At 42.1% G+C, this 18,566-nt stretch carries 18 protein-coding genes; 13 read left to right on the top strand and 5 right to left on the bottom strand.

Annotated elements, in window-relative coordinates; translation table 11 throughout:
* Positions 1–2 precede the first annotated feature (2 nt).
* Positions 3–467: a chemotaxis protein CheW gene (locus MHH26_RS09515; protein WP_340973264.1), complete on the top strand. Its 465-nt coding sequence runs from the start codon at positions 3–5 to the stop codon at positions 465–467.
* Between the two features lie 36 nt (positions 468–503).
* Here MHH26_RS09515 and MHH26_RS09510 read toward each other — a convergent pair whose 3' ends face one another.
* Together MHH26_RS09510 and MHH26_RS09505 are read right to left on the bottom strand one after the other, a co-directional pair.
* On the bottom strand, positions 504–1,322 hold the full coding sequence (locus tag MHH26_RS09510; RefSeq protein ID WP_034661213.1) for a membrane protein insertase YidC: 819 nt from the start codon (positions 1,320–1,322) through the stop codon (positions 504–506).
* 27 nt (positions 1,323–1,349) lie between these two features.
* Positions 1,350–1,631: a hypothetical protein gene (locus MHH26_RS09505; RefSeq protein WP_034661212.1), complete on the bottom strand. Its 282-nt coding sequence runs from the start codon at positions 1,629–1,631 to the stop codon at positions 1,350–1,352.
* Between the two features lie 107 nt (positions 1,632–1,738).
* On the opposite strand from MHH26_RS09505, the gene MHH26_RS09500 reads away from it, so the two are divergent.
* From MHH26_RS09500 to MHH26_RS09460, 9 genes are all read left to right on the top strand, one after another.
* The gene (locus MHH26_RS09500; RefSeq protein ID WP_307499884.1) at positions 1,739–2,995 is read left to right on the top strand and encodes a DNA polymerase IV; all 1,257 of its coding nucleotides are present in this window, start codon (positions 1,739–1,741) and stop codon (positions 2,993–2,995) included.
* Between the two features lie 98 nt (positions 2,996–3,093).
* Entirely contained in the window at positions 3,094–4,503 is a 1,410-nt protein-coding gene (gene gndA / locus MHH26_RS09495) for an NADP-dependent phosphogluconate dehydrogenase (RefSeq protein WP_060596800.1), read from the top strand.
* A gap of 122 nt (positions 4,504–4,625) precedes the next feature.
* Complete coding sequence (locus MHH26_RS09490; RefSeq protein ID WP_034661991.1) at positions 4,626–5,474, top strand: GRP family sugar transporter; 849 nt, start codon at positions 4,626–4,628, stop codon at positions 5,472–5,474.
* 11 nt (positions 5,475–5,485) lie between these two features.
* Positions 5,486–6,271, top strand: a complete 786-nt coding sequence (locus MHH26_RS09485) for an SDR family oxidoreductase (protein WP_268495522.1) — start codon at positions 5,486–5,488, stop codon at positions 6,269–6,271.
* Between the two features lie 143 nt (positions 6,272–6,414).
* Positions 6,415–6,726 carry a PTS sugar transporter subunit IIB gene (locus MHH26_RS09480; RefSeq protein WP_003215713.1) on the top strand — a complete coding sequence of 104 codons (312 nt, stop codon included), beginning with the start codon at positions 6,415–6,417 and terminating at the stop codon, positions 6,724–6,726.
* A 3-nt stretch (positions 6,727–6,729) separates the two neighbouring features.
* Entirely contained in the window at positions 6,730–7,062 is a 333-nt protein-coding gene (locus tag MHH26_RS09475) for a PTS lactose/cellobiose transporter subunit IIA (RefSeq protein ID WP_060596797.1), read from the top strand.
* A gap of 25 nt (positions 7,063–7,087) precedes the next feature.
* Complete coding sequence (gene celB, locus MHH26_RS09470; RefSeq protein ID WP_307499881.1) at positions 7,088–8,434, top strand: PTS cellobiose transporter subunit IIC; 1,347 nt, start codon at positions 7,088–7,090, stop codon at positions 8,432–8,434.
* Entirely contained in the window at positions 8,418–9,824 is a 1,407-nt protein-coding gene (locus MHH26_RS09465; RefSeq protein WP_400558816.1) for a glycoside hydrolase family 1 protein, read from the top strand. The genes celB and MHH26_RS09465 overlap by 17 nt, the downstream gene beginning before the upstream one ends.
* A 153-nt stretch (positions 9,825–9,977) precedes the next feature.
* The gene (locus MHH26_RS09460) at positions 9,978–10,700 is read left to right on the top strand and encodes a GntR family transcriptional regulator (RefSeq protein WP_340973261.1); all 723 of its coding nucleotides are present in this window, start codon (positions 9,978–9,980) and stop codon (positions 10,698–10,700) included.
* Positions 10,701–10,747: 47 nt separating this feature from the next.
* Here the strand turns inward: MHH26_RS09460 and zwf are convergent, their stop codons facing one another.
* Positions 10,748–12,223 carry a glucose-6-phosphate dehydrogenase gene (gene zwf / locus MHH26_RS09455; RefSeq protein ID WP_307499880.1) on the bottom strand — a complete coding sequence of 492 codons (1,476 nt, stop codon included), beginning with the start codon at positions 12,221–12,223 and terminating at the stop codon, positions 10,748–10,750.
* A gap of 221 nt (positions 12,224–12,444) precedes the next feature.
* Between zwf and rnz the strand changes: the two genes are divergently transcribed.
* Both rnz and MHH26_RS09445 read left to right on the top strand, forming a co-directional pair.
* Positions 12,445–13,374, top strand: a complete 930-nt coding sequence (gene rnz, locus MHH26_RS09450; protein WP_034661203.1) for a ribonuclease Z — start codon at positions 12,445–12,447, stop codon at positions 13,372–13,374.
* A gap of 139 nt (positions 13,375–13,513) precedes the next feature.
* The gene (locus MHH26_RS09445) at positions 13,514–14,821 is read left to right on the top strand and encodes an aminotransferase class I/II-fold pyridoxal phosphate-dependent enzyme (protein WP_340973258.1); all 1,308 of its coding nucleotides are present in this window, start codon (positions 13,514–13,516) and stop codon (positions 14,819–14,821) included.
* 47 nt (positions 14,822–14,868) lie between these two features.
* Here the strand turns inward: MHH26_RS09445 and MHH26_RS09440 are convergent, their stop codons facing one another.
* Together MHH26_RS09440 and namA are read right to left on the bottom strand one after the other, a co-directional pair.
* Entirely contained in the window at positions 14,869–15,633 is a 765-nt protein-coding gene (locus tag MHH26_RS09440; protein WP_307499878.1) for an alpha/beta fold hydrolase, read from the bottom strand.
* A 119-nt stretch (positions 15,634–15,752) separates the two neighbouring features.
* A complete protein-coding gene (gene namA, locus MHH26_RS09435) occupies positions 15,753–16,769 on the bottom strand; it encodes an NADPH dehydrogenase NamA (RefSeq protein WP_340973256.1) in 1,017 nt (338 codons plus the stop codon).
* A 140-nt stretch (positions 16,770–16,909) separates the two neighbouring features.
* Here namA and MHH26_RS09430 point away from each other — a divergent pair, with 140 nt between their 5' ends.
* Positions 16,910–18,523 carry a M20/M25/M40 family metallo-hydrolase gene (locus tag MHH26_RS09430; RefSeq protein ID WP_307499876.1) on the top strand — a complete coding sequence of 538 codons (1,614 nt, stop codon included), beginning with the start codon at positions 16,910–16,912 and terminating at the stop codon, positions 18,521–18,523.
* The last annotated feature ends 43 nt before the right edge of the window (positions 18,524–18,566 follow it).

The raw sequence follows: 18,566 nt of genomic DNA, 5'->3' as shown, positions 1-18,566 counted from the left end.
CTGTGAGCACGCAAAAGATCATTATTTTCCAAGTGGGGCAAGAGGATTTTGGCATCAGTGTAGAGCATATTCGTTCGATTGAGAAGGTCCCTTATTTACAAGAAGTATCGAACCTTCCAAAAGAAATTAAAGGACTGATGTCTTTAAGAGAAGAAGTCATTCCTGTCAGTGACACAGGCGTGATGCTTCATGGAAAGCCTCTTGATGTGAACGAACAGTCCAAGGTGTTGCTATTTGAATTAAACGATCAAATGATTGGTTGTCTTGTCTCAGATGCAAAAGATATTATCGATATCGAGCTAAGCGAGATCAAGCCATTTCATATGAACACGAAAGCCTCCGAATATTTCTTCGGCGTTGTGGAGAGAGAGAACAAGATGATTTTACAAGTGGACCCTAATAAGTTCCTTGGGAGAATTGATGACCTCGATCAACTGCCAGAGCGGTTAAAAGAAGAGTTGGCATAAAGAAAATCCCCCTATCTGATGATAAGGGGATTATTTTTATTCAGCAGCTGGGCTAGCTTGGTCGTTTGCCTCAGCTTTCGATTTTGATTTTTGGTACATGACATTCAAAATAATTGTTTGGATTGTGAGTAGTAATCCGCTTGTCATCCAGTATAAAGGAAGGGCAGCGGGTGCATTGATTGAAATAAACAGCATCATGATTGGGAAAATCATGCCCATGACTTTGGCTTGCTTCAGCGCAGCTTCTGTCTGGGTGCCTGATTGCTTCGCAAATCTTTGCGTAACATAAAATTGCAAGAAATACATGGCGCCTGCAAAGATCGCGACCAATAGATCGGTTTGTCCTAAGTTAAACCATAGGAACGAATGTGTTGCGATCTCAGGTGTTGAGCGGATCGCTGAGTAAAAGCCAAGAACAATTGGAATTTGAATCAGCATAGGCAGACAGCCCATTGCCAGCGGGTTCACATTATTCTCTTTGTATACTTTCATCATTTCCATTTGTAGTTCTTTTTGTTTTTCAGGTTCTTTCGTTTTCTTCAATTTGCTTTGAATTTGGTCAATTTGAGGCTTCACCAGTGCCATTTTCTCCTGCATGACTCTTTGTTTCTTAAATTGGTTCGCAAAAAGAGGGAAAATCAGCAGGCGGACTATCAAGGTCACGAACATAATCGATAAACCATAATCATCATGGAAGAAGTTCGCAAGCCAAATGATCAGCTCCGAAAAAGGCTGGACAAAATAATGATGGAAAAACCCATCAGAGCTCGCATTCGTTTGCCCACTCGCTGCAAAAGCAGGTGAGGCAATCATCATTAAACATAAAGTCGTACAAATCGTCAATAAACGTTTCAATTCGTTTCCTCCTCATTTTTTAAAAAATTAATTAGAGAGAGGAAGCGAATGGTCTTCATCATCATTTGATGATCGTTTCATTCGAATGACTTTACTAATCCAAGTTGTAATGCGATCATATATGATAAACAGAAAGTCTGTTCGGTTCAATAAAGATGCGTCAAACTCTTCCAAACGATGTCCACCGAGGTGTTCGTTCATACGGCAGTCTTTTAATAAAAACGCAATGCCGATAGCCGTCAGCGCTGGAAGAATAATCGTAAAGAATTCAACAAGGAAAAAGACTTCATTGAATGTATCAATAATCATGATTATCACATCCCATTTCATTACTCACAGTGTACTATACACTATATGAAATGTCTATTGGAACAAACATGAAGTAACAAGAGTCAATAAATGTAGGAGGCAGGCAAATGGGTGATTCTCAAAGGAAGGGTCGAATTATTTTTCATATTGATATGAATAGTTTTTATGCATCTGTTGAAATGGCGTATGATCCTTCTTTGAGAGGGAAACCTTTAGCCATTAGCGGAAATGCGAAAGAGCGTAAAGGGATTGTTGTGACGTGCAGCTACGAGGCAAGAGCACTAGGTGTAAAGCCCCCGATGCCGTTATGGGAAGCGAAGCGGCTTTGTCCGGGGCTGATTGTCCGTACACCAAACTTTGACCGGTACCGCAGCTCCTCACAAGAGATGTTTACGATACTAAGAGAATACAGCGATTTAGTCGAACCTGTATCCATTGACGAGGGCTATATTGATTTAACGCATACGCCCTATGCCGAGCACGCGGTGAAAACGGCTCATGATATTCAAACGAGGCTTGTAGAGGAGCTCATGCTTCCTTCAAGTATTGGCATTGCACCGAATAAATTTTTAGCGAAAATGGCGTCTAATTGGAAAAAACCAATGGGCATCACCATTTTACGTAAACGAGATGTGCCCCAAATGCTCTGGCCGCTGCCAGCGGGTGACATGCACGGAGTTGGACAGAAAACGGCAGATAAATTGAAAACGATTGGCATTCATACCATTGAAGATTTAGCGAAAGCAAATGAGTATACGCTAAAGAAATTACTGGGCATCAATGGACCGAGATTAAAGCAAAAGGCGAATGGTGAACATGACGGTATCGTGGACCCAGAAAGGATATACGAATTTAAATCTGTCGGTAATTCGTCAACCCTTCCTCATGATTCTGACGATCCAGATGAACTTGTCACGTTAATTGATAAGCTGTCACAATCTGTGAGTGCAAGATTAAGGAGAAAAGAAGTGATGGCAAATCGGCTTCTCATCATGATACGGTACGCAAGCTGGAAAAATATCACGCGAAGTGTCACACTCACGAATCCAACGGATCGAAAGGAAGACTTATTTGAGGCAGCAAAGCAATTATTCCTTAAACATTGGAATGACCAGCCCGTGAGGCTCTTAGGTGTGACGGGGACAGACCTTGTAGAACGAAAAGCAGCTGTTAAACAGCTTGATTTATTTTCCTATACAGAAGATGCAAAAGAAGAGCCTCTCCAAACCGTTTTAGAAGGGCTGAAAGAAAAATATGGCAAATCACTTATTCAAAGAGGAATGACCATCAAGGAAAAAGAGAGCAAAACAAGCGGAACAAGTTTTAATAAAGACTTTTTTCAGGACGAAAAAGGAAATGACTAGCCTGAAAACTTGATAAAAGAGGTGGTGTTGTGGTAATTTCAAAGGGTACATCATTTTAGCAGTAATCAATATAGTGTGTTAGAAGGGACGTCAGAATTATGTCAAAACAACAAATCGGTGTGGTTGGACTAGCCGTTATGGGGAAAAACCTTGCCCTTAATATTGAAAGCCGCGGTTTCTCCGTGTCCGTTTATAACAGATCTAGCAGCAAAACAGAAGAGTTTCTCGAAGAATCAAAAGGAAAAAACGTTGTAGGCACATACAGCATTGAAGAATTTGTTCAGTCGCTTGAAACACCGCGTAAAATTCTTTTAATGGTAAAAGCTGGTGCAGCAACGGATGCAACCATTCAATCATTACTTCCTCACCTAGAGAAAGGTGACATCTTAATTGATGGTGGAAATACATATTACAAGGATACGCAAAGACGTAATCAAGAGCTTGCGGAAAGTGGTATCCACTTCATTGGTACAGGTGTTTCTGGGGGTGAAGAAGGTGCACTAAAAGGTCCATCTATCATGCCAGGCGGTCAAAAAGAAGCGCATGAGCTAGTGAAACCAATTTTAGAAGCGATCTCTGCGAAAGTAGATGGCGAGCCATGTACAACGTATATCGGCCCAGATGGAGCAGGACATTATGTCAAAATGGTCCATAACGGCATCGAGTACGGAGACATGCAATTGATCTCTGAATCATACTTTATCTTGAAGCATGTGGCTGGCTTGTCAGCAGAGGAGCTTCATGAAGTATTCTCAGAGTGGAATAAAGGCGAGCTTGACAGCTATTTAATCGAAATTACAGCGGATATTTTCACAAAAGTGGATGAAGAAACAAACCAGCCGCTTGTGGATGTCATCTTAGATAAAGCTGGTCAAAAAGGAACTGGAAAATGGACGAGCCAAAGTTCTCTTGATCTAGGTGTCCCGCTTCCAATCATTACTGAGTCTGTTTTTGCGCGCTATATTTCAGCAATGAAAGATGAGCGTGTAGAAGCAAGTCAATCAATTCAAGGTCCTGAGCCAACGCAATCAGCTGAGAATAAACAAGAGCTGATCGAAGCTGTTAGAAAAGCCCTATTCATGAGTAAAATCTGCTCGTATGCTCAAGGTTTTGCGCAAATGAAAGCAGCATCTGATGAATATAACTGGGATTTAAAATACGGTGAAATTGCGATGATCTTCCGCGGTGGATGTATCATTCGTGCAGCCTTCTTACAACAAATTAAAGAAGCATATGACCGTAACCCTGAACTGAAAAACCTATTGCTAGATCCTTACTTTAAGGATATTGCTCAAAGCTATCAATCATCACTTCGTAAAGTCATTTCACTTGCAGTGGAGCAAGGAGTTCCTGTTCCTTCATTCTCAAGTGCACTTGCTTACTTTGATAGCTATCGCACAGCTGTCCTGCCAGCGAACTTAATTCAAGCGCAGCGTGACTATTTCGGTGCACATACGTATGAGCGCACAGATAAAGAAGGCGTCTTCCATACGGAATGGATGAAATAAAATAAAACGTCAGAAAAACCTTACCATTGGATTGGTAAGGTTTTTTTGTGTTTGCATCTTTTCGGCTAAAAATGCGAAAAAGAGGGATGCTATGTAAAAAAGAAAAGAAAGTAGGGATAGAAGTGGGCATCTTATATGCACTTCTCCCAGCAATATTTTGGGGAAGTATTGTTCTGATCAGTGTCAAACTTGGCGGGAATGCATACCAGCAAACGCTCGGCATTACGCTTGGCGCATTTTTATTTTCAATTGCAGCCTTCTTCATCAAAATGCCAGAGCTGACACCGCTTATTTTTGCGGTTTCTGTGATTTCAGGCATCTTTTGGAGCATTGGACAAATGAATCAGCTTTCAAGTGTTGCGTTTCTCGGAGTCTCGAAGGCGGTTCCTTTGTCAACAGGCATGCAGCTTGTGAGCACTACTTTATTTGGTGTCATGGTTTTTAAAGAATGGCAAACGATGACGGTCATACTCATTGGTTCTTGCGCCATTTTACTGATTATTGCAGGCGTTGTGATGACATCGCTCGGTCAAAAGAAGAATGGCGGCGGAAACGGTGGAGGCAATTTCAAAAAAGGGATCATTATTCTGCTCATCTCAACGGTTGGCTATGTCGGATATGTCGTCATTTTAAGATGGTTTCATATTGATGGGTGGTCTGCCCTCGTTCCGCAATCGGTCGGTATGCTGCTTTCATCCTTGGCGATTAGTCTAAAGCAGAACCCGTTTAGTAAATATACGTTTAAAAATATCATTGCCGGTTTGGTTTGGTCGACAGGAAATCTTGGGCTTCTTTTGGCCATTCCGCTCATTGGCGTAGCCGTAAGCTTTTCGATGTCACAAACAGGGATTGTCATCTCAACATTAGGCGGCATTTATTTATTAAAAGAGAAAGCATCCAGAACAAGCTTTGTCATTGCTGGCTGCTTAATGATCATAGCAGGCGGCGTGCTGCTAGGCTTTACAAAATAGGAGGTAAACGAATGTATCCAGATTTAGAAGGAAAAACAGTCCTGATTACAGGAGCCGGCACAGGAATAGGGCAAGCGATGGCGCGCCGGTTTGGACAAGAAAAAGCCAATGTGGTGATCAATTATTTCTCAGATCAAGAAAATCCGGATGACACCATTGCGGATATTCAAAAAAATGGCGGACAGGCTGTGAAAATCAAGGGAGATGTCTCAAAAGAAGAGGATATGCAGGCGATGATTGATAAAGCCGTTGATACATTTGGCAGTCTTGATGTCATGATCAATAACGCAGGCATTGAAAATGAAGTGCCTTCTACCGAAATGACGCTGGATAATTGGAACAAAGTCATGTCGACCAATTTAACAGGTATGTTTCTCGGCTGCCGTGATGCACTGAAGTATATGACAGATCACGGGATAGAAGGATCGATCATCAATATGTCGTCGGTTCACCAGCAAATCCCTTGGCCTCATTTCGTCCATTATGCAGCAAGTAAAGGGGGCGCCAAGCTGCTGACAGAAACGCTGGCACTAGAATATGCTCCTAAAAAAATCCGTGTAAACAGCATTGCACCAGGCGCCATCGATACCCCGATCAATGCGGAAAAATTCGATGATCCTGCATTAAAAAAAGGCGTGATTGAACTGATCCCCATCGGTTATATTGGAAAGCCGGAAGAAGTGGCAGCATGTGCTGTCTGGCTGGCGTCAAAAGAGGCAAGCTACGTGACAGGCTTGACGCTTTATGTGGACGGCGGCATGACAAAGTATCCTGGCTTCCAGGCAGGAAAAGGATAGGGAGAAAGTCAAAGAGCGTACACACATGACGCTCTTTTTTTATATAAAATACAGACAAATAAAATGAAATGTCTAGACATTTAAAAATAAAAATATATAATATTAAATGGAAGCGCTTTTATTACAACAATGGGGTGAGAGAAATGAAACGTATTTTATTAGCATGCAGTTCAGGAATGTCTACGAGTTTACTAGTTACAAAGATGAAGGCTCATGCCGACTCAATAGGGGACGAGGCAGAAATTTGGGCAGTTGGGCAAGATCAAGCGAGAAAAGAAATGGCGAATGCGGATGTTGTGTTAATTGGACCGCAAATGAGCTTTTTAAAAGGGGATCTTCAAAAAGAAGCAACAAAATACGGGATTGCAGTAGAGGTCATAGATATGCAGGCGTACGGGCTTGCCGATGGACAAAAAGCGTATGAACAAGCCGTTACATTGATGGAGGAATCGTAAAGAATGGAAAAGAAAACACTCGAAGGGCTCACGGAGGAACAAGTCAGTTTTCAATTGATCTTACACAGTGGAAATGCACGCAGCAAATTGCTTCAATCTCTTAAACAATTTCGAGAAGGTCAAGAAGATGAGGCATTTGGTCTTATGAAAGAAGCGGAAGAAGATTTACGTCATGCACATGGTATCCATTTTCAACTTGTGCAGCAAGAGGCAGGTGGGGAGAAAACGCCTTTCTCCTTATTGCTCATGCACGCCGAAGATCACTTAATGTCCACCATTACGATCAAGGAGCTTGTGGGAGAGCTCCTGCCGATTTTCCAATCGCTTAAACAATAAAGGGTGTAAACAAGGGGGGAAACCAATGTTTGATAAAATAAGTGCCATTTTGGTTCCGATTGCTGGGAGATTGAACAACAACCGCTATTTAGGCGTATTACGGGATGCTTTTATGCTTGCGTTCCCGCTCACCATTTTTGGTTCCATTATGGTTGTGCTAATGAATTTGCCATTTTTAGATAAAATCATGAGTCAAACCGCACTGGAAGGAGTCCAGTCTGCACTGAATATCGCGCCAAGTGCGACCATCAGCATTATGAGCGTGTTTGTTGTATTTGGGATTGGCTACTATTTATCGAAAAGCTATGATGTGGAAGCTGTATTTGGCGGCGTGATTGCTTTAGCCTCTTTCTTGCTTCTGACGCCATTTTTACTAGAACAAGAAGGCGGTGCATCTATTGCAGGTGTGATCCCAGTCGATCGTTTAGGAGCAAAGGGGATGTTCCTAGGAATGATCACAGGCTTTTTGTCTGCTGAAATTTATCGTTATTTTGTCCAAAAGAAATTTGTCATCAATATGCCGCAAGGGGTTCCGCCAGCTGTTTCAAAGTCTTTTGCTGCACTGATCCCGGCTACTTTGACACTCACAACCTTTTTACTGATCAATATCATCATTACACAAGGCTTCAAAACAAACATGCATGACCTGATTTATCATGCCATTCAGGCGCCGCTTGTTGGACTTGGAAGCGGTATCATCCCGACCTTGATCGCTGTTTTCTTTATACAAATTCTTTGGTTCTTTGGGCTCCACGGCCAAATTATTATCAACTCTGTCATGGACCCGATTTGGAATACATTGTCCATTCAAAACCTAGAGAGCTACACAAAAACTGGTGAGGTTCCGAATATCATCAGCAAGCAGTTTATCGAAATCTATACGGTTGGCATGGGCGGAACCGGTATGACGCTGGCTGTTGTGTTTACGATTTTAATTTTCCTGAAAAGTAAGCAATTAAAACAAGTAGCAAAGCTCGGCTTAGGACCAGGATTATTTAACGTCAATGAACCGATTATTTTCGGTTTACCGATTGTCATGAATCCACTTATTCTCATTCCATGGATTTTGGCGCCAATGGTCATTACATGTATTTCTTATTTTGCGATGGCAACAGGCATTGTACCGCCGCCGACAGGCGTGAATATTCCATGGACGGTGCCGATCTTTATTAGCGGAATAATGGCAACAAATTCACTAGCGGGCGGTCTGCTTCAGCTGTTTAATCTGATGATTGTGTTTGTCATTTGGTTCCCGTTCCTGAAGTTTATTGACCGTATGAATGTGAAAAATGAAAAAATAACCACAACGGAAAAAACGAAGACAACAAACATCAAAGGCGAAGGAGACTCAATACATGTCGATGGAAAATAACAAGCAATCATATACATTTCCAGAAGGTTTCTGGTGGGGATCTTCTGCCTCTGCCACGCAAACAGAAGGCAGTGTCCCTGGAGATGGTAAGGGACCGAATATTTGGGATCATTGGTTTGAACAAGAGCCGACTCGTTTTTTTGATGGTGTAGGCCCAAACGTGACATCCCAATTTTATCGAAAATATAAAGAGGATATCCGTCTGATGAAAGAAATTGGGCACAATTCATTTCGGCTGTCCATTTCATGGTCACGTCTTTTACCTGAAGGGAAAGGTGTGGTCAATGAAGAAGCAGTATCTTTTTACAATGATGTGATCAATGAACTGATTGCACATGATATTGAGCCGTTTGTGAACCTGTACCATTTCGATATGCCAATGGCGCTGCAGGAAAAAGGCGGATGGGTGAACAGACAGGTAGTAGATGATTATGTCAGCTATGCGGAATTGTGCTTTCAATTATTTGGCGACCGGGTGAAAAAATGGTTTACCCATAATGAACCGATAGTTCCTGTAGAGGGCGGGTATATGTATAGCTTTCATTATCCAAACGAAGTCGATTTCCAAAAGGCTGTACAGGTCGGTTTTCATGAACTTTTATCAAATGCTAAGGCGATTGCGGCTTATAAAAATCTGCAGCAAGGCGGGAAGATCGGCATCATCCTAAATCTAACCCCATCATATCCAAGAAGCCAGAATCCGTGCGATGTAGAAGCAGCTGAGATGGCTGATGCTTTCTTTAACCGTTCCTTCCTAGATCCTGCGGTGAAGGGACATTTCCCAGAAAAACTAGTAGAGGTCTTAAAGAAAGAAGGCTTTATGCCAAGTATTGAAGAAGGAGACCTTGAGCTCATTCAAGAGAATACCGTCGACCTCCTTGGGATCAACTATTATCAGCCAAGAAGAGTGAAAGCGAAAGAGCATATGCCGCATCCGAAAGCACCATTTATGCCAAATCATTATTTTGATGCGTTTGAAATGCCGGGAAGAAAAATGAATGTGTATCGAGGCTGGGAAATCTATGAAAAAGGAATTTATGATATATTGAAAAAAGTTCAAACAGACTATGATAATATTGAATGCTTTATTTCTGAAAATGGAATGGGTGTCGAAGGAGAAGAGCGGTTTAAGGATGAAGAAGGAATGATTCATGACGATTACCGCATTGACTTTATTTCTGAGCATCTCAAATGGGTGCATCAAGCCATTCAAGAAGGAAGTAATGTAAAAGGCTATCATCTGTGGACGTTTATGGATAACTGGTCATGGTCGAATGCCTATAAGAATCGTTATGGATTTGTCTCAGTTGATCTTCAAGAAGACGGGAAACGAACCATCAAGAAAAGCGGATACTGGTTTCAATCGGTATCAGAGAATAACGGTTTTTAATCAAGATACTTGCTCTTTCCTTGAAAAGGGCAAGTATTTTTCTTATGTGACGGTAAGTGGATGAAACAAAAATGGCTGGTACCTTTTAAGCTCACTAGGCTTAGTGTAGAATGAGAGGAAGCTATGAAAAAACAAGTCAGTTGGTGATGTGAGATGAAAAAGTACGAACTCATTTCAGAAGAAATCAGAAAACGAATAGGAACAGCATATTATCCAGAAGATCAACCCATTCCAGATGAAAACTCGCTTGCCGCTGAATTTCAATGCAGCCGAATGACGATGAAGCGTGCGCTCGATCTTCTCGTAGCAGAAGGTCTGCTCTTTAGAAAAAGAGGCCATGGCACATTTATTGTGAAGGCAGCGCTCAATCAAGGGGCAATCAATGTATCAGGCCATGAAAATAAAGGGTTCACAAAAGTCATGGCGGATAAAAACGTCACAACCCAAATCATTCGCTTTGATGTCCATTTTCCAAGCGAAGAGGTGGCAGCCCATCTATTCATTGACTCCACCACACCCATTTACGACATCATCCGGCTCCGTCTTGTGGACGAGGAGCCATATGTATTAGAGAAAACGTTTATGCCCGTTAATCTCATTAAGGGCATAGATGAAGAGGTTTTATTGGGATCAATCTATGGCTACATATCAAATGAACTCCATTTAAAAGTGGCAGGAGCGCATAAGAAAATTAGAGCGGCTAAATCAGATGAGCTGGACCAGCAATATTTAGGCTGTGATCCAAGTGATCCTGTGCTAGAAGTCGAGCAGGTTGCTTATTTAAACACAGGCCGGCCATTTGAATACTCCTTTAGTCATCACCGCTATGATAAGTTCGACTTTTCAACGGTTGAAATTACGAAAACAGGACATTAAAAAAAGAGCAGAACCCCCAAGGGAGGCTGCTCTTTTTTCATATGATTTTATATATTCCACCAATGGTACCCGTCTTTTTCTAGAAGCTGATCGGCTTCTTTTGGTCCCATAGAACCAGCAGGATAATTTGGTTTTAATGTTTTGTTTTCTGCCCATTTTTCAGAAATCGGATCAACAAAGTTCCAAGAAAGCGCCACTTCATCCCAGTGAGCAAAGTTCGTTGCATCGCCTAGCAAGCAGTCATGAATCAGCTTTTCATATGCTTCTGGTGTATTCATGATGTCGTTATAGTTTGTTTGGTAGTCGAGCTTAATCGGCTTCGCAAACGTGCCGCCATCAAGCTTACGAGCGTTCAGGTGAAGGGTAATGCCTTCATCTGGCTGAATGTGAATGACGAGTAAGTTTGGATGCATGGAATTTCCGTTACCATAGTACAGGTTCATTGGAATGTCTTTAAATTGAACAACAATTTGAGTAGATTTCTTTTCTAATCGTTTTCCTGTACGAATGTAAAACGGCACCCCGGCCCATCTAAAGTTATCAATGAGCAGCTTCCCTGCAACGAATGTTTCTGTGTTTGAGTTCGGGTCTACATTTTGCTCTTCAAGATAGGAAGGAACCATGCTGCCATCAACCGTACCAGCATCATACTGTCCGCGGACAAAGAATTGATCGACCTCATCTTTAGAGAAAGGACGAAGAGCGCGTAATGCTTTCCGTTTTTCGCTGCGGATCTCCTCTGTATTCAGCTTAATTGGCGGCTCCATTGCTAAAAGTGCCACCATTTGAAGCATATGGTTTTGGACCATATCTCTTAGTGCACCTGAACTTTCGTAATAGCGAGCCCGGTCTTCAACCCCTAATGATTCACTAGATGTAATTTGAATGTTTGAGATATATCGGTTTGTCCAAAGTGGTTCAAAGATGGCATTCGCAAAACGGATGACCTCAATGTTTTGAACCATTTGTTTACCGAGATAGTGGTCAATACGATAAATTTGATCTTCAGAGAATGCATCTCGAATTTCTTCATTTAATGTTTTGGCACTTGGCAGGTCATGTCCAAATGGTTTTTCGATGACAAGTCTTGACCAGCCGGTTGTTTTTGATACGCCTTCACTTTTTAGGAACTTCGCAATCGTTCCGAAGAATTCCGGTGCCATCGCTAAATAGAACATCCGGTTATTTGGGATACTGTACGTATCTTCAAGGCCTGCTAAAAGTGTGTTAAGCGATTGATAGGAAGCAGGGCTTGATACGTCAAAGTCGTGATAATAAAAATGCGAACTGAATTCCTCTATTTTCGCTTCTGCATCATCAGAAGAAACAGATTCTTTCACCACAGCTCTGAGATCCTCATGAGACCACGGACGGCGTCCAACACCGACGACGGCGAATTGATCACCAAGCTTTCCGCTATGAAAAAGTCTATGTATAGAAGGGTAGAGCTTGCGTTTGGCAAGATCTCCTGTTGCGCCAAAAATGACAATGACTGCTTTTGGATTGTTAGTTTCTGTATTCACGAAAAGTACCTCACTTTATTCGTAGCATTGTTGTAAAAACCGAGATTGTATGTACATTTTCTTTATTTTAAAGGTTCATTGTTCGTAAAGCAAACATTTGATTCGACTTTTTCTGCTCTCGTTTGACTTTTTTCGAAAATTCCGCTGAATTCACATTTACCTTGTCTTCATGTATTCTATATGAATGAAGATATTGTATACCGGCTTTAGGAGGAAAAGTAATGGAACTGCTCTTTTTAGGAACAGGTGCAGGCATTCCTGCAAAAACTAGAAACGTCACTTGCACAGCGCTAAAGCTTTTAGAAGAAAGAAAAGCAGTGTGGCTTTTTGATTGCGGAGAAGCGACGCAGCATCAAATATTACATACAACGATTAAACCGAGAAAGATCGAGAAAATATTTATCACTCATATGCATGGTGATCATGTATACGGTCTCCCAGGACTGCTTGGCAGCAGATCCTTTCAAGGCGGAGAGGATGAACTAACGATCTATGGACCTAAGGGCATCAAAGCGTTTGTGAACGCAGCACTTTCAGCTACACAAACGCATTTGACATATCCGCTGCATATCATAGAGATAGATGAAGGGATCATATTTGAAGATGATACCTTTCAAGTAGAAGCAAGACGAGTATCTCACGGTATTCCAGCTTACGGCTATCGGGTAGTGGAAAAAGATGTACCAGGTGCATTAAAAGCCGAAGACCTAAAAGAAATCGGTGTAAAACCTGGACCTTTGTATCAGAAGTTAAAAAATGGGGAAACCGTGACACTCGAAGATGGAAGAATCATTGATGGAACCGATTATTTGGAACCCCCTAAAAAAGGGAGAATCGTTGCATTTTCAGGAGATACCCGTTTATGCGAGAATATAACAAGGCTTGCCAAAGATGCGGATGTGTTAGTCCATGAAGCAACATTCGGTAAAGAAGATGCTGATCTAGCCTACAATTATTATCACAGCACGACAGAACAAGCAGCGAAAACGGCGCAGGAAGCAGGCGCAAAAAGATTAATTTTGACCCATATTAGTGCACGTTACCAAGGAGAAGAGGCACTGAAACAACTATTGAAAGAAGCCCGCGATATATTCCCGCTGACAGAAGCTGCACATGATTTCTTTTCTTTTTCCATTGACCGCACGCTGTAAAAAATGGATGAATCGTCAAAAAAAGTTGTGTGATTTTTTTGATATTTATAATGACTCTCTTTTTCAGGTAGTGGTAAAATGGTGAAGAAAAAACAAATGACGAATGAAACTATGAAGAATACGGGAGGCACAATCAAAGATGAGCGGTTTTACAGCGTTAAGTGAAGCAGAATTAAATGACCTATATGCAGCACTACAAAATGAGTACGAAACTTATAAAAGTAAAAACTTACACTTAGACATGTCTAGAGGAAAACCTTCACCAAAACAGCTCGATTTGTCTATGGGCATGCTCGATGTTGTGACATCAAAGGATGTGATGACTGCTGAAGATGGCACAGATGTGCGAAACTATGGCGGCTTGACAGGGCTTCCTGAAACGAAGACATTTTTTGCAGATGTACTCAATCTGAAGCCAGAACAAATCATCATCGGCGGTAATTCCAGCCTTAATATGATGCACGATACCATTGCCCGTGCCATGACTCACGGCGTATATGACAGCAAAACACCTTGGGGAAAGCTGCCAAAAGTAAAATTCCTTGCACCAAGCCCAGGATATGACCGTCACTTTGCCATTTGTGAGCTATTTAACATAGAGATGATCACAGTCGATATGAAGGCTGATGGACCTGATATGGATCAGGTAGAAAAATTGGTCGCAGAAGATGAAGCGATTAAAGGCATTTGGTGTGTACCAAAATATAGCAACCCAGATGGCATTACGTATTCAGATGAGGTTGTTGACCGCCTCGCTTCTATGAAAACAAAAGCAGACGACTTCCGCATTTTTTGGGATGATGCATACGCAGTCCATCATCTAACTGATACGCCTGATACGTTAAAAGATATTTTTCAAGCAGTAGAGGAAGCAGGGCACCCAAATCGTGTGTTTATGTTTGCGTCTACTTCTAAAATTACATTCCCAGGATCAGGTATTGCACTGATGGCGTCTAGCCCGGACAATGTAAGCTTCACTCAAAAGCAATTATCGGTTCAAACGATCGGACCAGACAAAATCAATCAATTAAGACATCTTCGTTTCTTCAAGAATCCAGAAGGCTTGAAGGAACATATGAAAAAACATGCAGCGATCATTAAGCCAAAGTTTGACCTCGTTCTTTCCATTCTTGATGAAACACTTGGCGGGAAAGACATTGCTGAATGGCACAAGCCAAATGGCGGATATTTCATTAGTTTAAATACGCTCGATCATTGTGCAAAAGCTGTTGTGCAAAAGGCAAAAGAAGCAGGTGTTACAATGACAGGTGCAGGCGCGACATATCCTTATGGAAAAGACCCGCTTGATCGTAACATTCGCATTGCGCCAACGTTCCCAACACTTGAAGAGCTAGAGCAAGCGATTGACATCTTTACATTATGTGTTCAGCTTGTCAGCATTGAAAAGCTGCTTTCTAAAAAAAGTCAGTCTGCTCCAACGGCATAAAGAAAAGAAAACTCCTTGACTGATAACTAGTCAAGGAGTTTTTGTTTTTAATTGGCTGTTTGATAATAGGAAACAGGTTGTTTGGCTGCGCACCATACATCATAGATCGCAAGCTGCACAATATGCGGTTCATCATGATGAATATAGTGCGAGCTGTTCTGCGCCTGAATCCATCCGCTTTGGGATGACAAAGACAGCATCCGTTTATGAAGTCTGAGCCAAGCTTCATGCGCTGGATGAAACAATCGGCTCTTACCTGATGAAATGACAAGGAGCGGCATCATCCCATAATGGGTTTGCTCCTCTTTCATTGTACTTAGCATTTGCTGAAAGTCCTCATGCGTACATTCTGCTGTGAATTGCGCCATATATGAGGTGCGTTCTTCCTTTGATAAAAGCGGCAGGATGACCTGTTCTTGCTCCTCACTTGCTGGGTCTAACATCACCATGCCAATGACGTCATCTCCTCTGCGGCTTGCCCATAACCGGCTGACAAGAGAGCCAAATGAGTGAGCCACAATGAGAAAGGGCGGCTGAATATTGGCTTCTTCTAGCAGCGCATCTAAATCATCTGCAAGATCATGCAATGTTCTTCCTTCACTGCTGTCACTGCTCTTTCCATTTCCTAATCGATCGTATAAGAAAACCCCAAGCTCAGGATCAATATCGCGGGTCATATTCGACCACGTATCACCCGAAATGCCGTAGCCTGCTTCAAAGATAATGGTGGCTTGCCTTTTGCCTTGACGATGTTTTGTATAAAAATGATGTCCATCTATATGATACATTCTTTCAATCATTGCCGAGTTCATTCTTCCATCTCCTCTAAGTGGTTCTTTAGCTAAAAGACGGCACAAAAGGCTGATATGTTTCTCTTAAAAACAAAAAAGATGCCTATTTCAAAAAATAGACATCTTTTTTCTATGAGCTTTTACCAAGCGCGATCATATTGACGCGGGCCTTCGATAGATGTACGAAGTTCTTGAGCAGCTGTTTTTGGAAAGTATGGATCCCGTAAAAATTCTCTGCCTATAAAGATTAAGTCTGCACGCTGATTTTGTAAAATTTCCTCTGCCTGTACACCAGATGTGATCAGACCGACTGCCCCTGTTTGAATACCGGCACCTTCTTTTATTTTTTCTGCGAAGGTCACTTGGTAGCCAGGGAATGTGTTGATTTTCGCCTGTACGACAGCGCCTGAGCTGACATCGATTAAGTCGACACCTTGTTCCTTCAGCCATGTAGCAATGCCAATGTAATCTGCAATATCAAGTCCTTTTGTCGTGTAATCAGAAGCAGACACACGGACAAATAATGGACCGCCCCATACTTCATTGACTGCATCGATGACTTCTCTTAAGAAACGATAACGGTTCTCTGGTGAACCGCCATAGTCATCTGTTCGATGATTTGCCAGCGGTGAAAGAAATTCATTGATCAAATAGCCATGCGCCCCATGAATTTCAATGATGTCAAAGCCAGCCTTTTTTGCTCGGACAGCTGCATCCTGAAACGCCTGAACGGTATCTTTGATTTGATCGATAGACATCTCGGCAGGGGTTTTAGACTGTTCATCAAATGGAATGCTTGATGGTGCCAGGATGTCACCACCTAGTTCAGCCTTACGCCCTGCATGAGCCAGCTGGATAGCTGTCTTGGTTCCGTATGCTTTGATTTGTTCGTTTAATGAAGCAAATCCTTCAATGTGCTCATCACTCCAAATACCGAGGTCTTGATCACTAATTCTTCCCTCGGGAGAAACAGCACTTGCCTCCACCATGATCAGGCCAGCCTGACCTTGGGCACGGGAAATATAATGTGTAAAGTGGAAAGGCTGTAATTTCCCATCATGGTCATAGGATGAATACATACACATCGGGGACATCACGATGCGGTTTTTCAGTGTAACACCTTTTAATGTCCAAGGTGAAAAGAGTTTTGTTTCCAAATACCTTCGCCTCCTCATGGAATTGTATAGCCGATTATAACAGCCATTCAAACTTTCGTCATAAAAGGTGCTCAAAGAATATAGCTTTTATACGCGTTTTTGTATAATGGAGAGATAGAGACAACAAAGGGGGAAAAGGGATGAAATGGCAAACAGAGAGTGAACTAAAGGAACTGCTCACAGCTCTTATGCAGTATGAAAGCATATCGGGTACAACTGGAGAAGTCGCGTTAGCTGAATATTTATATTATTTGCTGAGGGAGCGGCCTTATTTCAAGCAGAACCCTGATCATTTGGCTTTGCATCCGATGAAAGATGGCCGGTATTATTTAACGGCGCTTGTAAAGCGCAGCACGCTGCCACGTACCGTTTTGCTGCTTAGTCATTTCGATGTCGTCGATACAGAAGATTACGGTGAATTTCAAAACATGGCATGCAAGCCAGAAGAGTTAATGGCGTCATTTTCTCAAAAAAGTGCGCTTCTCCCAAAAAGAGCAAGAGAAGATCTAGCTTCAGGTGACTGGTTGTTTGGAAGAGGTGCCATGGATATGAAAGCAGGTCTTACTGTACAGCTTTCTATGCTGGAAAGAGCGATGACAGAAACCTTTCATGGAAATGTCCTGCTCGTCACAGTCCCTGATGAAGAAGTGAATTCTCAAGGAATGCTTGAAGCTGTTCCGAAACTAAAGGAGCTTAAGGAAAAGCATGACCTTGACTATACCGCGTGCTTAAACAGTGAGCCCATGTTTGAAAAGTATCCAGGTGATGAACACCATTATATGTATACAGGCAGTATAGGGAAGGTGCTGGCCGGATTTTTCTGCAAAGGAATTGAAACACATGTAGGAGAGCCATTCTCAGGCTTAAATGCGAATTTTATGGTATCTGAATTAAACCGGCTGTTAGAGCTGAATAGTGATTATTGTGAGGAAGTAGACGGAGAAGTCACGCCGCCGCCAACCAACTTGATGCAAAAGGACTTAAAAGAAGCCTATTCCGTTCAAACACCTCACACAGCTGTTTCTTTATTTAATGTGCTGATGATGAATCGTTCAAGTGAAGAACTGCACGGGCTTCTCTATGACACTGCGAAACAAGCAGCAGACGAAATCGAGGCCAATCTCAAACAGAAAACAGCTGAGTTTCAGCGCTTTAAACCTTTTACACCGATTGATACGAAGATTACGGTTCTCACGTATCATGAGCTGTATCAAAAAGCTGCAGAACGCTCAGGTAAACAGGAGGTTGAACGCATTGTTAACTATGCTTTCGCCAATCGAGGTGAGCTTGGAGATCGTGATTTTTCAACCAAAATCGTCTCTGAGCTGACGACGCTTTGTAAGGAAGAAGGGCCGCTGATTGTTCTATTTTATAGTCCGCCATTTTATCCTGCGGTTTCCTCAACGGAAGATCCGCATATCCAAACAACTTTAAAGAGGATTCAAATAGAGGCAAAAAAGAGTTATGGACTTGAAATAGAAGAAGTGAAATATTTCCCTGGATTGTCTGATTTAAGTTACTTACAGCTCGAAAAACAGGACGTAGGTCATTACACGACCAATATGCCGCTTTATCAAAAAGGCTATTCTTTACCGGAAGGAGAAAAGGGAGCACTTTACGTTCCAGTTATCAACGTGGGGCCATTAGGAAAGGACCCGCACAAATGGACAGAGCGGCTGCACATCCCGTTCTCATTCGGCATTTTGCCAGAATTACTAGAATCAGCGATTCATGCTTTGTTAGAGAAACATTGAGTATGTGTGAAGAGCCCTATCGTGATAGGGCTTTTATTTTTAA

It is taken from the genome of Bacillus sp. FSL K6-2839, assembly GCF_038003365.1.
GTDB lineage: Bacteria > Bacillota > Bacilli > Bacillales > Bacillaceae > Bacillus.
This window is presented reverse-complemented; position numbering and strand designations above follow the sequence as displayed.